We start from the raw sequence: 13,099 nt of genomic DNA, 5'->3' as shown, positions 1-13,099 counted from the left end.
CGCTGCACTTAGACTAGGCCGGCGGATCGCCCACGGCCCGCCGGCAGGCCTGCATGAACAGCTCCAGGTCCTGCGATGCCGTGCTCAGCGCACGCGTGGCCAGCCCGATGCGCCTGCGTGTGGAAGGCAGGTCCACAGGCACGATGGACAACTGCCCCCCGTGGTCATCCTGCAGGGCCTGGCCGCGCGAGGCCAGGGCCAGCCGGCCCGTCTGCAGCACAAAGGCCAGCGTCATGGTCGGGCTGCTGGCGCGCAGGCTGGCGCGCGGCGGCTCCAGGCCCTGGCTGCGGAACAGCTGGACCATGGCGCGGTCGGCTGGCGTGCCGGGCAGGGGCGAGACCCAGGGCCATTGCAGCAAATCCTCCAGAACCAGCTGGCCGCGGTCCAGGCAGGCATGGCCGGCCGGTGCCACCACCACCAGGTCATCGTCGAACAGGTGCAGCTGGCGTACCTCATCGGAGGGCATGTCGGCGCGCAGGGCGCCGGCAATGGCGTCGATGTCGGCGCTCAGCAGATGCTGCACCAGGCTCTCGTAGGTGCCGTCCACGATGCTGACCTCGATGTCCGGGTGGCTGGCGGCCAGGCTGTCGACAGCGCGCGGCAGGAAGATTCCCACCGACAGCGGCAGCACGCCGACCACCACGCGCCCCCGGATCTCGCCGCGCCAGGCGGAAATATCGCTGTCCATGCCGCGCACCTCGGCCAGGGCCAGCTTGACGCGGCGCAGCAGCGCTTCGCCGGACGGCGTCAGCCGCGTGCCGAAGGCCAGCTTGTAGAACAGCTGCATGCCCAGACTGGTTTCCAGCCCCTGCAGCGCCGCATGCACGGCGGGCTGCGTCAGGCCCAGCCACTGCGCGGCCAGGGATTCGCTGCCGCAGTCGGCAATGGCCATGAGGGCGCGCAGCTGGCCTGCAGGCACGGTCTCGGCAAAACGCTCGGGCAGGGGAGGGCGCCTGGCCGCCAGCGTGGCGGCGGCCTGGGCGTCGGCCGCGCCGCTGCCCAGGTGCTGGAGCATGGCCTCTATGCGGGCGGCCAGCTGGCTGCCCAGCGGGGTCGGCATCATGCCGCGCGCACCGCGCATGAACAGCGGCATGCCGCAGGCCTCTTCCAGTTGCAGTACCGAACGCGCCACGGCCGGCTGAGAAAGATGCATAGCCTGGGCGGCCCGCGTGATGCTGCCATGGCGCACCACGCCCAGCATGGCGCGCATGGCTCGCAAATGGCCTGCCAACTCGGGAAAACGCGAGGGATTGCTGCTGGCCCAGGGGGCAAGAGAAAGGTTCATTGAAAGGCGCTTCGCGGTACGTTGGAAGAACGTGTTTTGATTGTCCCATAAGAAAAACGCATTGATGGCCGGGGCTCCGGCATTGGCCGGATCGATGCCAGCGTGGAATGCTTGGTGCCTGGATCAAGACAGCCCATCGCAGGCTGCGAATTCCGGGGAGACAAGAAACATGAACCATGAAATCGACCGGCTGCTGGCACGCCAGGCCTGCCTGGACCTGGTGCTGCGCGCTGCAGCCTTTGCGGATGCCGGTGATGCCCAGGCCCTGGCGCAGCTGTTTGCCGAAGACGGCCAGCTGCAACGGCCCGGCGGCGAGGTACTGGGCGGGCGCACGGCCATCGCCGCTGCGTACTCCCGGCGTCCTGCGGGCCGCATGACCCGGCATCTGGTCACCAACACGCTGGTGGAACTGCAAGGCCCGGACCGCGCCAGCGCGCGCAGCCAGGTGCTGCTGTGGTCCTGCGACGAGGCCGATGCCATCACGCCGCACGGCCGCCCGGCGCAACCGCGCCAGCTCGTAGGCGAGTTCGATGACACCTTCGGCCGCAGTCCTGAAGGCCGTTGGCTGATCACGCGCCGCGTAGCGCGCTTCGTCATGTACCGGGACCTCCCGGGCGCCTGAAGAGCAGGGCGCCCAGCCGCTTTCTCCCATTTCCCCGTGCCCGCCACTCTCGCCTTTCTCAAGGCGCAGCGTTGCGGCGTGCCGATTCCGCAACGACAACGACAGGAGACACAAGCATGAAACGCACTCTCAAGAGCATTCCCCAACCCCCAGCCAGGCGCCCAGTGCGGGCTTGTCTGGGCCGCCTCGCCCCGCTCGCCATGCTGGCAGCAGCAGGCGGCGCCCAGGCCCAGACCGCCTCATCGGTGACGCTGTACGGCCATCTGGACACCGGCATCGAGCACCTGACGAATGTGCAAGGCGGCGGATCGCTGACACGCATGCCCGGCCTCACGGGAACGGCACCGTCGCGCTGGGGGCTGCGCGGCAGCGAGGATCTGGGCGGCGGCCTGAGCGCCGTCTTTGCGCTGGAGTCAGGCTTTGGCCCGGATGCCGGCACCTTCAACCAGGGCGGGCGGGGCTTCGGGCGCCAGGCCTGGGTGGGGCTGTCCGGAGGCTGGGGCAGTGTCTCGCTGGGGCGCAACTACACCATGCTGTACTGGGCATTGTTCGATGCCGACCTGCTCGGCCCCAACGCCTTCGGCCTGAGCAGCCTGGATAGCTACATCCCCAACACGCGCACCGACAACTCCCTGGCCTACCGGGGACGCTTCGGCGCCTGGAGCCTGGGCGCCGCCTACAGCCTGGGACGCGATGCCGTCAACGCCGGCCCCAGCCCGGCCGGCACCAACTGCGCCGGCGAATCGGCCACGGACAGGCAGGCCTGCCGCCAGTGGTCGGCCATGCTGAAGTACGACACCGCGCCCTGGGGCTTTGCCCTGGCCGTGGACGAGATGCGCGGCGGCGCCGGTGCATTTGCAGGGCTCACGCGCTCGGACCTGAAGGACCGCCGCATCATGCTCAACGGCTATGCCGCGCTGTCACCCACCATCAAGCTGGGCGCCGGCCTCATGCGCCGCGACAACGACGCGGCCCAGGCGGCCTCGGCCAGCAACGGCGCCACGCCGCGCAGCACCCTGGCCTGGGGCGGCCTGTCCTGGTCCCCGAGCGCCGCCGTCGTGGTCGATGGCCAGCTGCAGCAACTGCGCTATGCCCGGGGCGGCGACCGCTCCACCCTGCTGGCCCTGCGCGCCACCTACAGGTTCTCCAAGCGCACGGCGGTCTATGCCCAGGCCGCGCGCATTGACAACGGACAGCGCCTGGCCATCTCGGTCAGCTCGGCCGCAGCCGGCGGCAGCCCGCTGGCGGGCGCATCGCAGACCGGCCTGATGCTGGGCCTGCGCCACTCGTTCTGAAACCGACGGCAAATACAACAGGCCAGCTGGGCAAGTCGGCAATTTCCTGGCGCAGTTCGGCGAGCAGCCCGGCGTCGTCGCCGGGTGTGCGATGGCTGCGGCCATCGGCCCAGCCTCACCGCGCCCAGGCAGGTCGCGCACAGGCGAGCGCAATCCACTTTTTTCTGCGGCGTACCGCACGGCTTCCTTGAGGATTTCGTTCTCCAAGGTTGTCTTGCCGAGCACGCGCTGCAGCTTGGCTATTTCCGCGCAGACACCGACAGCGGACTCCTTGATATCCGTACATGCCGAGTGGTGGATCGGAGATGTGCTCACGCGCATAAGTAGCAATTTCCTCAAATTGATAGAAAAATTTAATTCATATTTGATTAAATTGATATCTATGATGCAGTCATCGGATCAATTTTGGCATTCAATGGCAGCATGTGGCTGCGCCGATCCGGCCAGTTCAGGGTGACGCGGGACAGCGCAGGGCAGGGGGCTGAAAAGTCGCAAGCCCCATGCTCTGCGCCAAGCCAGGTCAAGCCTGCATGGCGAACTCAACTCCATCGTCCTGGTCGAGGGCGAGAGCACAGTCGAAGGAACAACAATGAGACTCCAGATCAGACAAGCCTACAGTTTTGGTGCCGCTCTCCTGCTGGTTCTTGGCGCGGCCACCATTGGCGCAGCCATCATGAGCAACCGCAGCAGCGCTCTTGCCGACGAAACCGCCGCCAAGCGATACCAGTCCTACCTGCTGGCCGATGAGTTGCGGCAAAGCTCTGACGACCTCACCCGACTGGCGCGCACCTACGTGGCCACCGGTGACGCCAAGTGGGAGAAGCAATACATCGAGATTCTGGATATTCGCAATGGCAAGCTGCCACGGCCTCAGGCCTACGAGCGGATCTATTGGGACTTCCGGGCAGCCGATGCGCAAAACGTGCGTCCCGCAGGCGAAACGGTGCCGCTGCTTGATCTGATGAAGCGGGCCGGCTTTGCAGACAACGAACTCGCCAAGCTGGCCGAAGCCAAGGCCAACTCAGATGATCTGGTGCGCACTGAAACCATCGCCATGAACATGGTGAAGGGCCTCTATGACGACGGCAAAGGTGGGTTCACGCGCCAAGCTGAACCCGACAAGGCCAAGGCTCTGGGGATGATGCACGACTTGGCGTACCACCAGTACAAAGCCAAGATCATGAAACCCGTGGACGAGTTCCTGATTCTTCTCGATGAGCGCACGTCAGCACAGCTGGCCGCAGCCGTGGCGGCGCGGCGGCAATGGTCGAAACTTGCCATGGCCTCGACGGCATTGCTCATCGTGAGCCTGCTCGCCGGGCTACTTTATCTGCGTCGTCGCACCAGCGCCGTGCTTGGCGACGTCAGTCGTGTGGCATCGGGCATTGCTGCAGGGGAGCTTGATCAGTCGATCGATCTCGGAGTGAGGGGTGAAGAAGGTGACCTGCTGCGCACTATGGGCAGCATGCAGCAGCAATTGTCTAGCGTGGTGGGCGCCATTCGCAGTGGTGCCGACAGCGTGGCGACAGCCAGCTCCGAGATTGCACAGGGCAACCAGGACCTGAGCCAGCGCACCGAAGAGCAAGCCAGTGCCCTGCAACAAACGGCCGCCACGATGGAGGAGCTGGGCACCACCACCCGCAACAACGCCGACAACGCCAAGCAGGCCAATCAACTCGCTCAGGGCGCCTCGGACGTCGCTGCGCAAGGTGGCGAGGTGGTCGGCAAGGTCGTCACCACGATGCAAGGCATCAGCGACAGCAGCCGCAAGATCGGCGACATCATCGGCGTGATCGACGGCATCGCCTTCCAGACCAACATCCTGGCGCTCAACGCAGCCGTCGAGGCGGCCCGCGCAGGTGAGCAGGGCCGCGGCTTCGCTGTCGTGGCGTCTGAAGTGCGCAGCCTCGCGCAGCGCAGCGCTGAGGCTGCCAAGGAAATCAAGGCCCTGATCGGCCGTAGCGTCGAGCAGGTGGAGCAAGGCACCGTGCTGGTGGACGAGGCCGGCAAGACCATGGGCGAGATCGTCGCCTCGATCCAACGCGTGAGTGACATCGTGGCCGAGATTACCTCGGCCAGCGTCGAGCAGAGCTCCGGCATCGGGCAGGTCGGCGAGGCCGTCAGCCAGATGGACCAGGTGACGCAGCAGAACGCGGCGCTTGTGGAAGAGAGCGCTGCCGCCGCAGAGAGCCTGAAGGGCCAGGCCCAGAAACTGGTGCAGGCCGTGGCGGTGTTCAAGCTGTCGCATGAAGGACTTGGAGGCTCGACCCACGCTGCGGCCCCAGCGGCCAACGCTGCTGCCGTCGAGCGTCGCGGCCCGGACCGTGCCAAGAACATCGCCCGGCCGGCATTCAAGGCGAAGGCTGCTGCAGCCCCAGCATCGACCTCTGAGTCGAGCCGGCTCGCTATCGCACCTGCCAAGACCGGCACTGACGACTGGACGTCGTTCTGAGCGCGGCTCGCCGCGCCAGAACCCGCCCCCAATCTCCAAGGAGTCGAAGATGACCGCCATGATTGAAGAGCGCCCAACGGTAGCACCGGTTACGGCGCAGACGACAGCCGCCTCATCAACCCAGGCTGCCAAGGCAGTGGCCGCCATGCCCAACGAGTTCCTCAGCTTCCGCCTGGGTGGCGAGGAATACGGCATCGACATCCTGCGGGTACAGGAGATCCGCAGCTATGAGGCACCCACCCGCATTGCTAACGCACCGCATTTCATCAAGGGAGTGATCAACCTGCGTGGCGTGATCGTGCCCATCGTCGACCTGCGCCTGAAGCTCGATTGCGAGTCGGCCGAGTACACCGATTTCACCGTCGTCATCGTGCTGAACGTGCGCGGACGGGTCATCGGCGTGGTGGTCGATTCGGTGTCGGACGTTCTGGCGCTGGGCGCGGACAACATCAAGCCGGCGCCCCAGATGAGTGCCTCGGTGGATGCCGGCTACATCATGGGTATGGGATGCTTCAAGAGCGGCGATGTCGAACGCATGCTGATTTTGACCGACATCGAAGCGCTCATGAGCAGCGCCGAGATGGGGTTGATGGAGGCCGCGATGCTTTGATTGATACGATGTATATTATGTTAAATCACAGTTGCGATTAACACTGTCCAAACCCAGGTAAGGCACTCTTCCTGCACCAGGCCTGCCTGTCTTCCGCCTCTTTTTTCAGCTGTTCAACCCTCTTTCCAGGCTCTCCAGTTCCTGCCTCAACAACAACTCCGTCTCCTGCGGTTCGAACTGGCGTTGCAGCAGCGGGATGGTGAAGACGTAGCGTGCGTCGTGCACGCCGTGGGTTTCATCGCGGCGCAGGACGTAGGCCAGTTGCAGGCGGGCCAGGGATCGGCGCAAGGCCTGGGCCTGGCCGGTGGCGCCGTGGGCCTGGACCAGGGCGTCGAGCGCGGTCAGGCTGGTGTGACCTTGCTGGGCCGTGTGATAGACGGCGATGCGGTCCAGGCGGCAGGCCTGTTCGTCGGTGCTCAGGCGGCCCCAGCCGACCAGCGCATCCTGTACGGGCTGGGATTCCAGCGCCTGGCGCAGGTGGCGCTCTTCGATCACGCGTTCGTCGGGCGCCAGGGCTTGCAGGCATTCCTGGCAGAGGATGGCGACCAGATTGGCCCGCCTGCCGCTGGCCTCGATCAGGCGTTCGGCCAGCGCGTCGTTGGCGTAGCCCACGCGCAGCCTGCGCAGCGGCTCGGTGGCCAGTGCCTGGCAGGCGGACGGCTCCAGGCCACCGATGGCCAGGATGTCGCCGAAGTTGCGCAGCGGCGACTGGTAGTCGAGCAACGCGGCCGCATAGAGATCCCAGAATCCAGCCAGCATGAACCAGCAACGGCCCTCCTCGCTGAGCGCGCGCAAGGCGCTGAGCTGGGGATAGCCGTTGCGGGCCTCATCGCGGAAGAACAGGTCGGCCTCGTCGATCAGCAGGTACAGCCGCCTGCCCTGCGATTGCGACTGCAGGTGTTCGATGATGGCCTCCAGCGGTGTCTCCACGGGCAGGCCGAACTGGGTGGCCAGGCGCGGCGTAAGGCGGTGGTCGCGCAGCGAGAGGTAGTGGCAGGCAATGGACGGATGCTCCTGCAGGCGCCGTTGCACGGCCTTGAGCAGGCTGCTTTTGCCGAGCTGGCGCCCTCCCACGACCAGATAGTTGGCCGGTTCGCGGTTGAGTACGCGCGCCAGCAGGCGCTCGCGGCCGAAGAAAACGTCCTCGCGCGTCACGCCGCCGCGCGTCTGGTAGGGCGAGATGCGCGTGACCTGCAGCTGCGCGGCCAGCAGCCGCAGCAGCACCTGCGCGGGCTCGCCGCCCATCAGCCATTCGGTCTGACCGGGGCTGTCCAGCACTGCGTGCAGATTGGCGCGGTCCTCGGCATGGCGCTGCAGCAGCGGCATGGGCGACTGCGGATGGTGCGGGCTCACGATGAGCACCACATCGCCGCCGGTTTGCAGCAGGCGCAGCTGGCGCACGAGTTCGCCCTCTTCCAGTTCTTCCAGCTGCTCTGGCAGCGCATAGACCAGGCAGCGGCCCAGGGCGATGGGCAGGTCCGGCGGCAGCGTCCATTCGAACATGCCACCGGGCACGGGCCATTCGCCCTCGGCGGTTTTGCAGGTGGCCGACAGTCGTTCGGCCAGGGCGCGCACGCGGGCGGCGGGGCTGGCGCTGGCAAGGCGCAGGGCACGCTGCCAGTCGGGCGGGCGTATGCCTGCGGCGCGCAGCACGGCGGACCGCCGGCCGGTGAGCCGCAGCAGCCGGTCCAGCTGGGGAAGATGCTGATACGGCTTGCGGCGCAGGCGCCCGGGCTTGAGCTGCGCCGGGCCTATCAGCGGATGGCGGACCAGCCACAGCAGGGCCAGGCCGCCAAAGACCAGGGCGCAGGTCCAGATGATGTTGCGCAGCCAGCCAAAGGGTTCGTGCTCTGGCTGGCCTGGCGAGGGGCTGCAGTTCAGCGGCAGATAGCGTGGCGGGGTGGGTGGCTGGCCGCCCTGGCAGCTCCAGTCCTGGCTGGGCATGTTCAGCTGCAGCAGGACCTGGGTTCCTGAGAGCACGCCCATCTGGCTGTCGCGCACGATGTCCGCCTGCAGCACGAAGGGCCTGGGCGAACTCATGCGCACGCGGGGCTCGGCAATCTCCGGTGCCACGCTGGCGATGTCCTGCGGCCAGCTTTCATGCTGGCGCACATGCTCCATCAGGGCCAGGCGCCACAGGATGATTTCGTTCCAGACCCGCCCTGAACTTTCCGCGCCCTGCAGGCTGCCGCGGGTAACGGGGTTGTAGCGGGGCAGAAGGACGGCGGTGCCTATGAACAGCGTGAACAAGGCCAGCAGCGCGGCGCGCCAATAGGATCGGGGCAGCTGCAGAAGGCGGGCCGGGCCGCTCATGCCTGCAGCACTGCCATTGCGGCTTCGCGGGCGATGTCGCAGCGCCAGTGCAGGTGGGCGCCCTCGCCCGCTCCGCGCACCTGCAGCAGGTTGCCCCAGAACAGGCGCCGCAGCACGGCATCCTGCAGATAAGGCCGCGCACGGCCCAGCGATGCCGCATCCACCAGGCTTCGCAATTGATCGCGTGCGGCCGGCTCCTGCGCCAGGGGCAGCAGGGTCTGCCACAGGCGCGCACTGGCCACCAGATGGGCGCGCAGCAGTGGCGAGTGCACGGCAGCGATGCCCACACCCTGCTCCACCAGCCATTGCAGCGCTTCCTCGAAGAGCGCGGGATGCCCGCCCGTCAGGGCCTGCAGCGCCTCGATGACCTCGACCGGCCAGGCTGTTGCCGGCCAGCGCTGGCGCGCCATCAGGGCCAGGTCTTCCAGCGTGGGGTCGGGCCAGTGCGCCACCTGGCCGATGTTGAGCAGGGACAGATCGCCGCTGCGGTACTTGAGGTCGGCCAGCGCCTCGCTGCCGCACAGCAGCAGGTGCAGGCGGCCGCTGTGCATTTCGCTGAGGCTGCGCAGGATGCCGGCCAGCGTCTCGCGCAGTGCGGCCGTGCCTTGCTCGAAACGGCTGACCAGGCAGAACAGGCGGCCGCCTGCCAGCAGGCGCTTTTCCAGCAGGGCCTCGAATTCATAGTCCGAGCCCACCTCGCCCAGCCCGCACTGCCGGCCCAGGGCCGCAAAGTAGTCGGCCGGGGCCGTGCTCACGCTGTACGGCGGCTGGATGTGCAGTACCGCCTCGGCGCCGTACTGGGCGCGGGCACGCAGCAGCAATTCCTGGCGGAACGGGGGCTGCCCCCAGTGCGCGGGAGACAGCAGCATGGTGATGGCATAGGGCGAGGCCTGGGCCAGCTGGGCAAAAAGCCGGTCCATGAAGCCGGCAAAAGGCTGGGCGCCAGCGGCTGGCGCCTGCAGCGGGAACTGCGTGGCAAAGCCGGCGGCGGAGAACAGTCGATTGGTCTCCGCCTCCGTCAGCCGCAGATACTGGGCGCAGGCGGCCAGCCGGTCGCGCGAGCGCGGATTGGGCAGGGAAACCCCATTCCTCCAGTTGTTGACGGCTTCCCGGCTCAGCCCGATCTCGGTGGCCACCCCCGAAGCGCTGGCACGGATGCGGCGCATGTACAGACCCAGAAGATGGCCGAAATCCTCGTGAACGCCTGCTGCCACGGCGGGGCCCTGCTCGATTGCGGTGGGCTGCATCAGCGTTGGCCCTGCTCAAAAAGACGGCGCCTGATGGCGCATGTCCATCCTGCCGTGACGACGGTCGGTATCCACATCCTGTTCACCCTCTCCTGGGACTTTGCCGGATCTTGTGCAATTTGTTTCATTCTGCCGAGCGCGGATTGTCTCAGGATGCCGGGTCGCTGCCGCCCTGCCCCGCGAACTCCCGCCGCGCACTGGCCATCCGGTACAGCGGCAGCACGACCGCCAGTACCAATCCCAGGGCCAGCCAGAGCCACAGGCCCTTGCCTCTGAAGGCCAGGGCGGCAACCACGGTGAAGGCGACGGCCTCGCACAGTCCGCGAAAGCCGGCCCGCAGCATGAACAGGCCCGCGATGCCGTCCACCGGCGACACGCCGCTCTTGCGCAGGCTGGCCATGGTCTCCAGCAGGGCCTGCACGGACTCCTGGGCCTGGCGATCGCGTTCCTGGTCACGCTCGCGCAGTTGCCTGATGGCCATGGGCTGGGCGGGATTGCTGAGTGAGGTGCCATCGTTGCCCTCTTCCTGCCCCGGGCGCGGATAGACCTCTGCGTCGGGATCGACCAGCACCTGGCGCTCCGGGTAGCGGGCCAGCCAGGCATGGTGGCTGACCCATTGGCCGGCATCGAAGTGATAGCGCTCGCTCTCTCCCACCTGGTCATAGAAGACATGCAGCACCGCCGCCTGCAGGCCGTGCTGGAACAAGGTCTCCAGCAGCCGCCAGGGCATGCCGGCTGTGGTGCGGGTGTCAAAGCCCAGCTCCAGGTGCTGGGGGTGGCCCAGGGCGCTGGCATTGGCCCAGTCGTCATCCCACAGCGCGGACCGGTCCAGGGCGGGGTCCAGCTCATGGATCCAGCGCTCGGCCTGCTCCCAGGACTGTCGGGCCAGGTACTGGCAGATCAGTTGCACGCGGCGCAGCTGCAGGGGCGTATCGAAGAACAGATAGAGGTGATGGACGTTGCTGGACATGGCGGGCCTGAGGCGTTTGCAGGAATGCCGCGATTGTTCAATTGCAGCTGCCAGCCGGCCCTCCCAGGCCTGTCCAGCACGCGGCTGGCAGGCGCTGCCGCCGGTTGACATTCTGTCCACTGCAAGAAGCGGGATGCAGGCGCTGCGGCGGCGCCCTAGACTGCGGCAATTGCCCACAGCGCCCATGCCGCCAACCGCGCCCGCCATGCACAACCTCCGTCTTTTCGACAACGAAGCTTGCGAATCCGCCCCGCCCTGCCAATGGACGCAGATGGAGCACCAGCTCGACGAGCACGGCTGTGCCCGGCTGCCCGGCCTGCTGGACGCGCAGCAATGCCGTGACCTGGCGGCCCTCTACACCAGGGAAGACGGTTTTCGCTCCCGCATCGTCATGGCCCGCCACGGTTTCGGGCGTGGCGAATACCGGTATTTCGACTACCCCTTGCCACCTCTGCTGCAGCGGCTGCGCGAACAGCTGTATTCCCGCCTGGTGCCGGTGGCCAACCGCTGGAACCAGCGCATGGGGCTGGAGGTGCGCTATCCGGACCGGCTGCAGGACTTCCTGGCGCGCTGCCACGCGCACGGCCAGTTGCGGCCCACGCCGCTCATCCTCCAATACGGCGAGGGCGACTACAACTGCCTGCACCAGGATGTCTATGGAGAGCATGTGTTTCCGCTGCAGGGGGTGTTGCTGCTGTCTCGGCCGGGGCAGGACTTTGCGGGCGGGGAATTCGTCATCACCCAGGCCGATGGCGACAGGCAACGGGCCGATGTGATGGCGTTGGACCAGGGCGATGCGCTGGTCCTGGCCGTGCGCCACCGGCCCGTGCCGGGGCGGCGCTCAGGCTACCGCCGCGCGGCCATGCGCCATGGCGTCAGCCGCGTCCGAAGCGGCCATCGCCATACCGTGGGGCTGATCTTTCATGACGCACTCTGATATGACGCACTTTGATGGACGGCCGGTATGAGCACGCTGGATCTTTTTGCCGATGAACCTCCCATGGGCATCGAACCCATTGGTCCCCAGTCCGTGGTGCTGCGCGGCCATGCCCTGCCCCATGCGGCGCCACTGCTGGCTGCGGTGGACGGCGTCATGGCCCAGGCGCCGCTGCGCCATCTGGTCACGCCGGGCGGCTTCACCATGTCGGTGGCCATGACCAACTGCGGCACGCTGGGCTGGACCAGCGACAGGCGCGGCTACCGCTACAGCGCCATCGACCCGGTCAGCGGCCAGCCCTGGCCCGCCATGCCGGCCGTGTTTGCGCAGCTGGCGGGCGAAGCGGCCGCCGCTGCGGGCTTCGAGGGCTTCGCGCCCGACGCCTGCCTGATCAACCAGTACCTGCCCGGCAGCCGCCTGTCCCTGCACCAGGACCGCGACGAGCGTGACCTTGGCGCGCCCATCGTCTCGGTGTCACTGGGCATGCCGGCCACATTTCTGTTTGGAGGGCTTGCGCGCGCGGACAGGACGGCCAGGGTGTTGTTGCAGCATGGCGACGTGGTGGTCTGGGGCGGCGTGGATCGGCTGCGCCACCACGGCGTGTTGCCACTCAAGGACCAGCCTCACCCGCTGCTGGGCGGGCGGCGCATCAATCTCACTTTTCGCAAGGCGGGTTGAATGGAGGGGGCGACATGGATGGGCTGAACAGCAGTGATCGCTTCGCCGGCCTGGACTGGGGCCGCATTGCCACCCAGCTCGATGCAGAGGGCCATTGCCTGCTGCCACGGCTGCTGAATGCGGATGAAAGCCGCGCCCTGGCTAGCGAGGCGGCCATGCGCAATGGCCTGCCGCCCTCCCTCTACACATGGCGCCCGGTGCTGTACCGGCACCTGCTTGCCATTGCCAATCGCTGGCGTGCCCAAATGGACATGCAGCCTGCCCTGCCCGCCTCGTTCGAGGCCTTCGGGCAGCTGGGCCGCCAGCGCGGCCAGATGCATCCGCAGTCGCACCTGCTGCATGTGGCGCAGGCGGGCCATGCGCCGCTGCGCTCATACAGCGAAGGTGCGGCGGTGTTCCCGCTGCAGCTGGTGCTGCTGCTGTCCCGGCCGGGCCAGGATTTCGAGGGCGGCGAATTCGTGATGACCGAGCAGCGCCCGCGCATGCAATCGCGCCCCATGGTGCTGCCGCTGGGCCTGGGGGATGCGGCCATCATCGCCACGGGGCCGCGCCCGGTGCGCGGTGCGGCAGGCTTTTACCGCGTGCATCTGCGGCATGCCATCAGCCGCGTTCACCGTGGCGAGTGGCTGGGTGTGGAGCTGCTGCTGCACGACGCGCCGCAGGCTACCGACGCGGGCCGCTGGCTATAAT

General features: G+C 67.3%; 11 protein-coding genes and 1 pseudogene. 7 read left to right on the top strand and 5 right to left on the bottom strand.

Going from position 1 to position 13,099, the window contains the following annotated elements:
• Window positions 1-13: 13 nt before the first annotated feature.
• Window positions 14-1,285, bottom strand: coding sequence for a LysR family transcriptional regulator (locus HFGMBDPB_RS16840; protein ID WP_212645840.1), 1,272 nt, complete (start codon window positions 1,283-1,285; stop codon window positions 14-16).
• Window positions 1,286-1,454: 169 nt separating this feature from the next.
• Between HFGMBDPB_RS16840 and HFGMBDPB_RS16835 the strand changes: the two genes are divergently transcribed.
• Both HFGMBDPB_RS16835 and HFGMBDPB_RS16830 read left to right on the top strand, forming a co-directional pair.
• A complete protein-coding gene (locus HFGMBDPB_RS16835) occupies window positions 1,455-1,907 on the top strand; it encodes a nuclear transport factor 2 family protein (protein ID WP_212645839.1) in 453 nt (150 codons plus the stop codon).
• A 116-nt stretch (window positions 1,908-2,023) separates the two neighbouring features.
• Entirely contained in the window at window positions 2,024-3,202 is a 1,179-nt protein-coding gene (locus HFGMBDPB_RS16830; protein WP_212645838.1) for a porin, read from the top strand.
• 22 nt (window positions 3,203-3,224) lie between these two features.
• On the opposite strand, the pseudogene HFGMBDPB_RS16825 reads toward HFGMBDPB_RS16830, so the two are convergent.
• Window positions 3,225-3,451, bottom strand: a pseudogene (locus HFGMBDPB_RS16825) (IS3 family transposase); the annotation flags it as partial.
• A gap of 340 nt (window positions 3,452-3,791) precedes the next feature.
• Here HFGMBDPB_RS16825 and HFGMBDPB_RS16820 point away from each other — a divergent pair.
• Together HFGMBDPB_RS16820 and HFGMBDPB_RS16815 are read left to right on the top strand one after the other, a co-directional pair.
• Window positions 3,792-5,654: a methyl-accepting chemotaxis protein gene (locus HFGMBDPB_RS16820; protein ID WP_212645837.1), complete on the top strand. Its 1,863-nt coding sequence runs from the start codon at window positions 3,792-3,794 to the stop codon at window positions 5,652-5,654.
• Between the two features lie 49 nt (window positions 5,655-5,703).
• Complete coding sequence (locus HFGMBDPB_RS16815; protein ID WP_212645836.1) at window positions 5,704-6,264, top strand: chemotaxis protein CheW; 561 nt, start codon at window positions 5,704-5,706, stop codon at window positions 6,262-6,264.
• A gap of 105 nt (window positions 6,265-6,369) precedes the next feature.
• Here the strand turns inward: HFGMBDPB_RS16815 and HFGMBDPB_RS29915 are convergent, their stop codons facing one another.
• From HFGMBDPB_RS29915 to HFGMBDPB_RS16800, 3 genes are all read right to left on the bottom strand, one after another.
• A complete protein-coding gene (locus HFGMBDPB_RS29915) occupies window positions 6,370-8,577 on the bottom strand; it encodes an AAA family ATPase (RefSeq protein ID WP_212645835.1) in 2,208 nt (735 codons plus the stop codon).
• Entirely contained in the window at window positions 8,574-9,824 is a 1,251-nt protein-coding gene (locus tag HFGMBDPB_RS16805) for a hypothetical protein (protein ID WP_016446084.1), read from the bottom strand. Before HFGMBDPB_RS16805 ends, HFGMBDPB_RS29915 begins: the two co-directional genes overlap by 4 nt.
• Window positions 9,825-9,972: 148 nt before the next feature.
• Window positions 9,973-10,794, bottom strand: coding sequence for a hypothetical protein (locus HFGMBDPB_RS16800; protein WP_016446083.1), 822 nt, complete (start codon window positions 10,792-10,794; stop codon window positions 9,973-9,975).
• A gap of 205 nt (window positions 10,795-10,999) precedes the next feature.
• On the opposite strand from HFGMBDPB_RS16800, the gene HFGMBDPB_RS16795 reads away from it, so the two are divergent.
• Genes HFGMBDPB_RS16795 through HFGMBDPB_RS16785 form a run of 3 tightly spaced genes read left to right on the top strand, consistent with a single transcriptional unit; the run spans window position 11,000 to window position 13,098 of the window.
• Window positions 11,000-11,731 (top strand): 2OG-Fe(II) oxygenase, encoded by a 732-nt coding sequence (locus tag HFGMBDPB_RS16795; protein ID WP_212645834.1) that lies wholly within the window; start codon window positions 11,000-11,002, stop codon window positions 11,729-11,731.
• Between the two features lie 27 nt (window positions 11,732-11,758).
• Complete coding sequence (gene alkB, locus HFGMBDPB_RS16790; protein WP_212645833.1) at window positions 11,759-12,409, top strand: DNA oxidative demethylase AlkB; 651 nt, start codon at window positions 11,759-11,761, stop codon at window positions 12,407-12,409.
• A gap of 14 nt (window positions 12,410-12,423) precedes the next feature.
• A complete protein-coding gene (locus HFGMBDPB_RS16785) occupies window positions 12,424-13,098 on the top strand; it encodes a 2OG-Fe(II) oxygenase (RefSeq protein ID WP_212645832.1) in 675 nt (224 codons plus the stop codon).
• The last annotated feature ends 1 nt before the right edge of the window (window position 13,099 follow it).

Source organism: Delftia sp. PE138 (genome assembly GCF_018320755.1).
Classification (GTDB): Bacteria; Pseudomonadota; Gammaproteobacteria; order Burkholderiales; family Burkholderiaceae_C; genus Comamonas; species Comamonas tsuruhatensis.
Note: the sequence above shows the minus strand (reverse complement) of the source record. Positions and strands in the feature narration are given on the sequence as shown.

Excerpts from the sequence above, each read along its gene's own strand:
- HFGMBDPB_RS16840 (WP_212645840.1), bottom strand. The coding sequence starts at position 1,285 with ATGAACCTTTCTCTTGCCCCCTGGGCCAGCAGCAATCCCTCGCGTTTT.
- HFGMBDPB_RS16835 (WP_212645839.1), top strand. The coding sequence starts at position 1,455 with ATGAACCATGAAATCGACCGGCTGCTGGCACGCCAGGCCTGCCTGGAC.
- HFGMBDPB_RS16830 (WP_212645838.1), top strand. The coding sequence starts at position 2,024 with ATGAAACGCACTCTCAAGAGCATTCCCCAACCCCCAGCCAGGCGCCCA.
- HFGMBDPB_RS16820 (WP_212645837.1), top strand. The coding sequence starts at position 3,792 with ATGAGACTCCAGATCAGACAAGCCTACAGTTTTGGTGCCGCTCTCCTG.
- HFGMBDPB_RS16815 (WP_212645836.1), top strand. The coding sequence starts at position 5,704 with ATGACCGCCATGATTGAAGAGCGCCCAACGGTAGCACCGGTTACGGCG.
- HFGMBDPB_RS29915 (WP_212645835.1), bottom strand. The coding sequence starts at position 8,577 with ATGAGCGGCCCGGCCCGCCTTCTGCAGCTGCCCCGATCCTATTGGCGC.
- HFGMBDPB_RS16805 (WP_016446084.1), bottom strand. The coding sequence starts at position 9,824 with ATGCAGCCCACCGCAATCGAGCAGGGCCCCGCCGTGGCAGCAGGCGTT.
- HFGMBDPB_RS16800 (WP_016446083.1), bottom strand. The coding sequence starts at position 10,794 with ATGTCCAGCAACGTCCATCACCTCTATCTGTTCTTCGATACGCCCCTG.
- HFGMBDPB_RS16795 (WP_212645834.1), top strand. The coding sequence starts at position 11,000 with ATGCACAACCTCCGTCTTTTCGACAACGAAGCTTGCGAATCCGCCCCG.
- alkB (WP_212645833.1), top strand. The coding sequence starts at position 11,759 with ATGAGCACGCTGGATCTTTTTGCCGATGAACCTCCCATGGGCATCGAA.
- HFGMBDPB_RS16785 (WP_212645832.1), top strand. The coding sequence starts at position 12,424 with ATGGATGGGCTGAACAGCAGTGATCGCTTCGCCGGCCTGGACTGGGGC.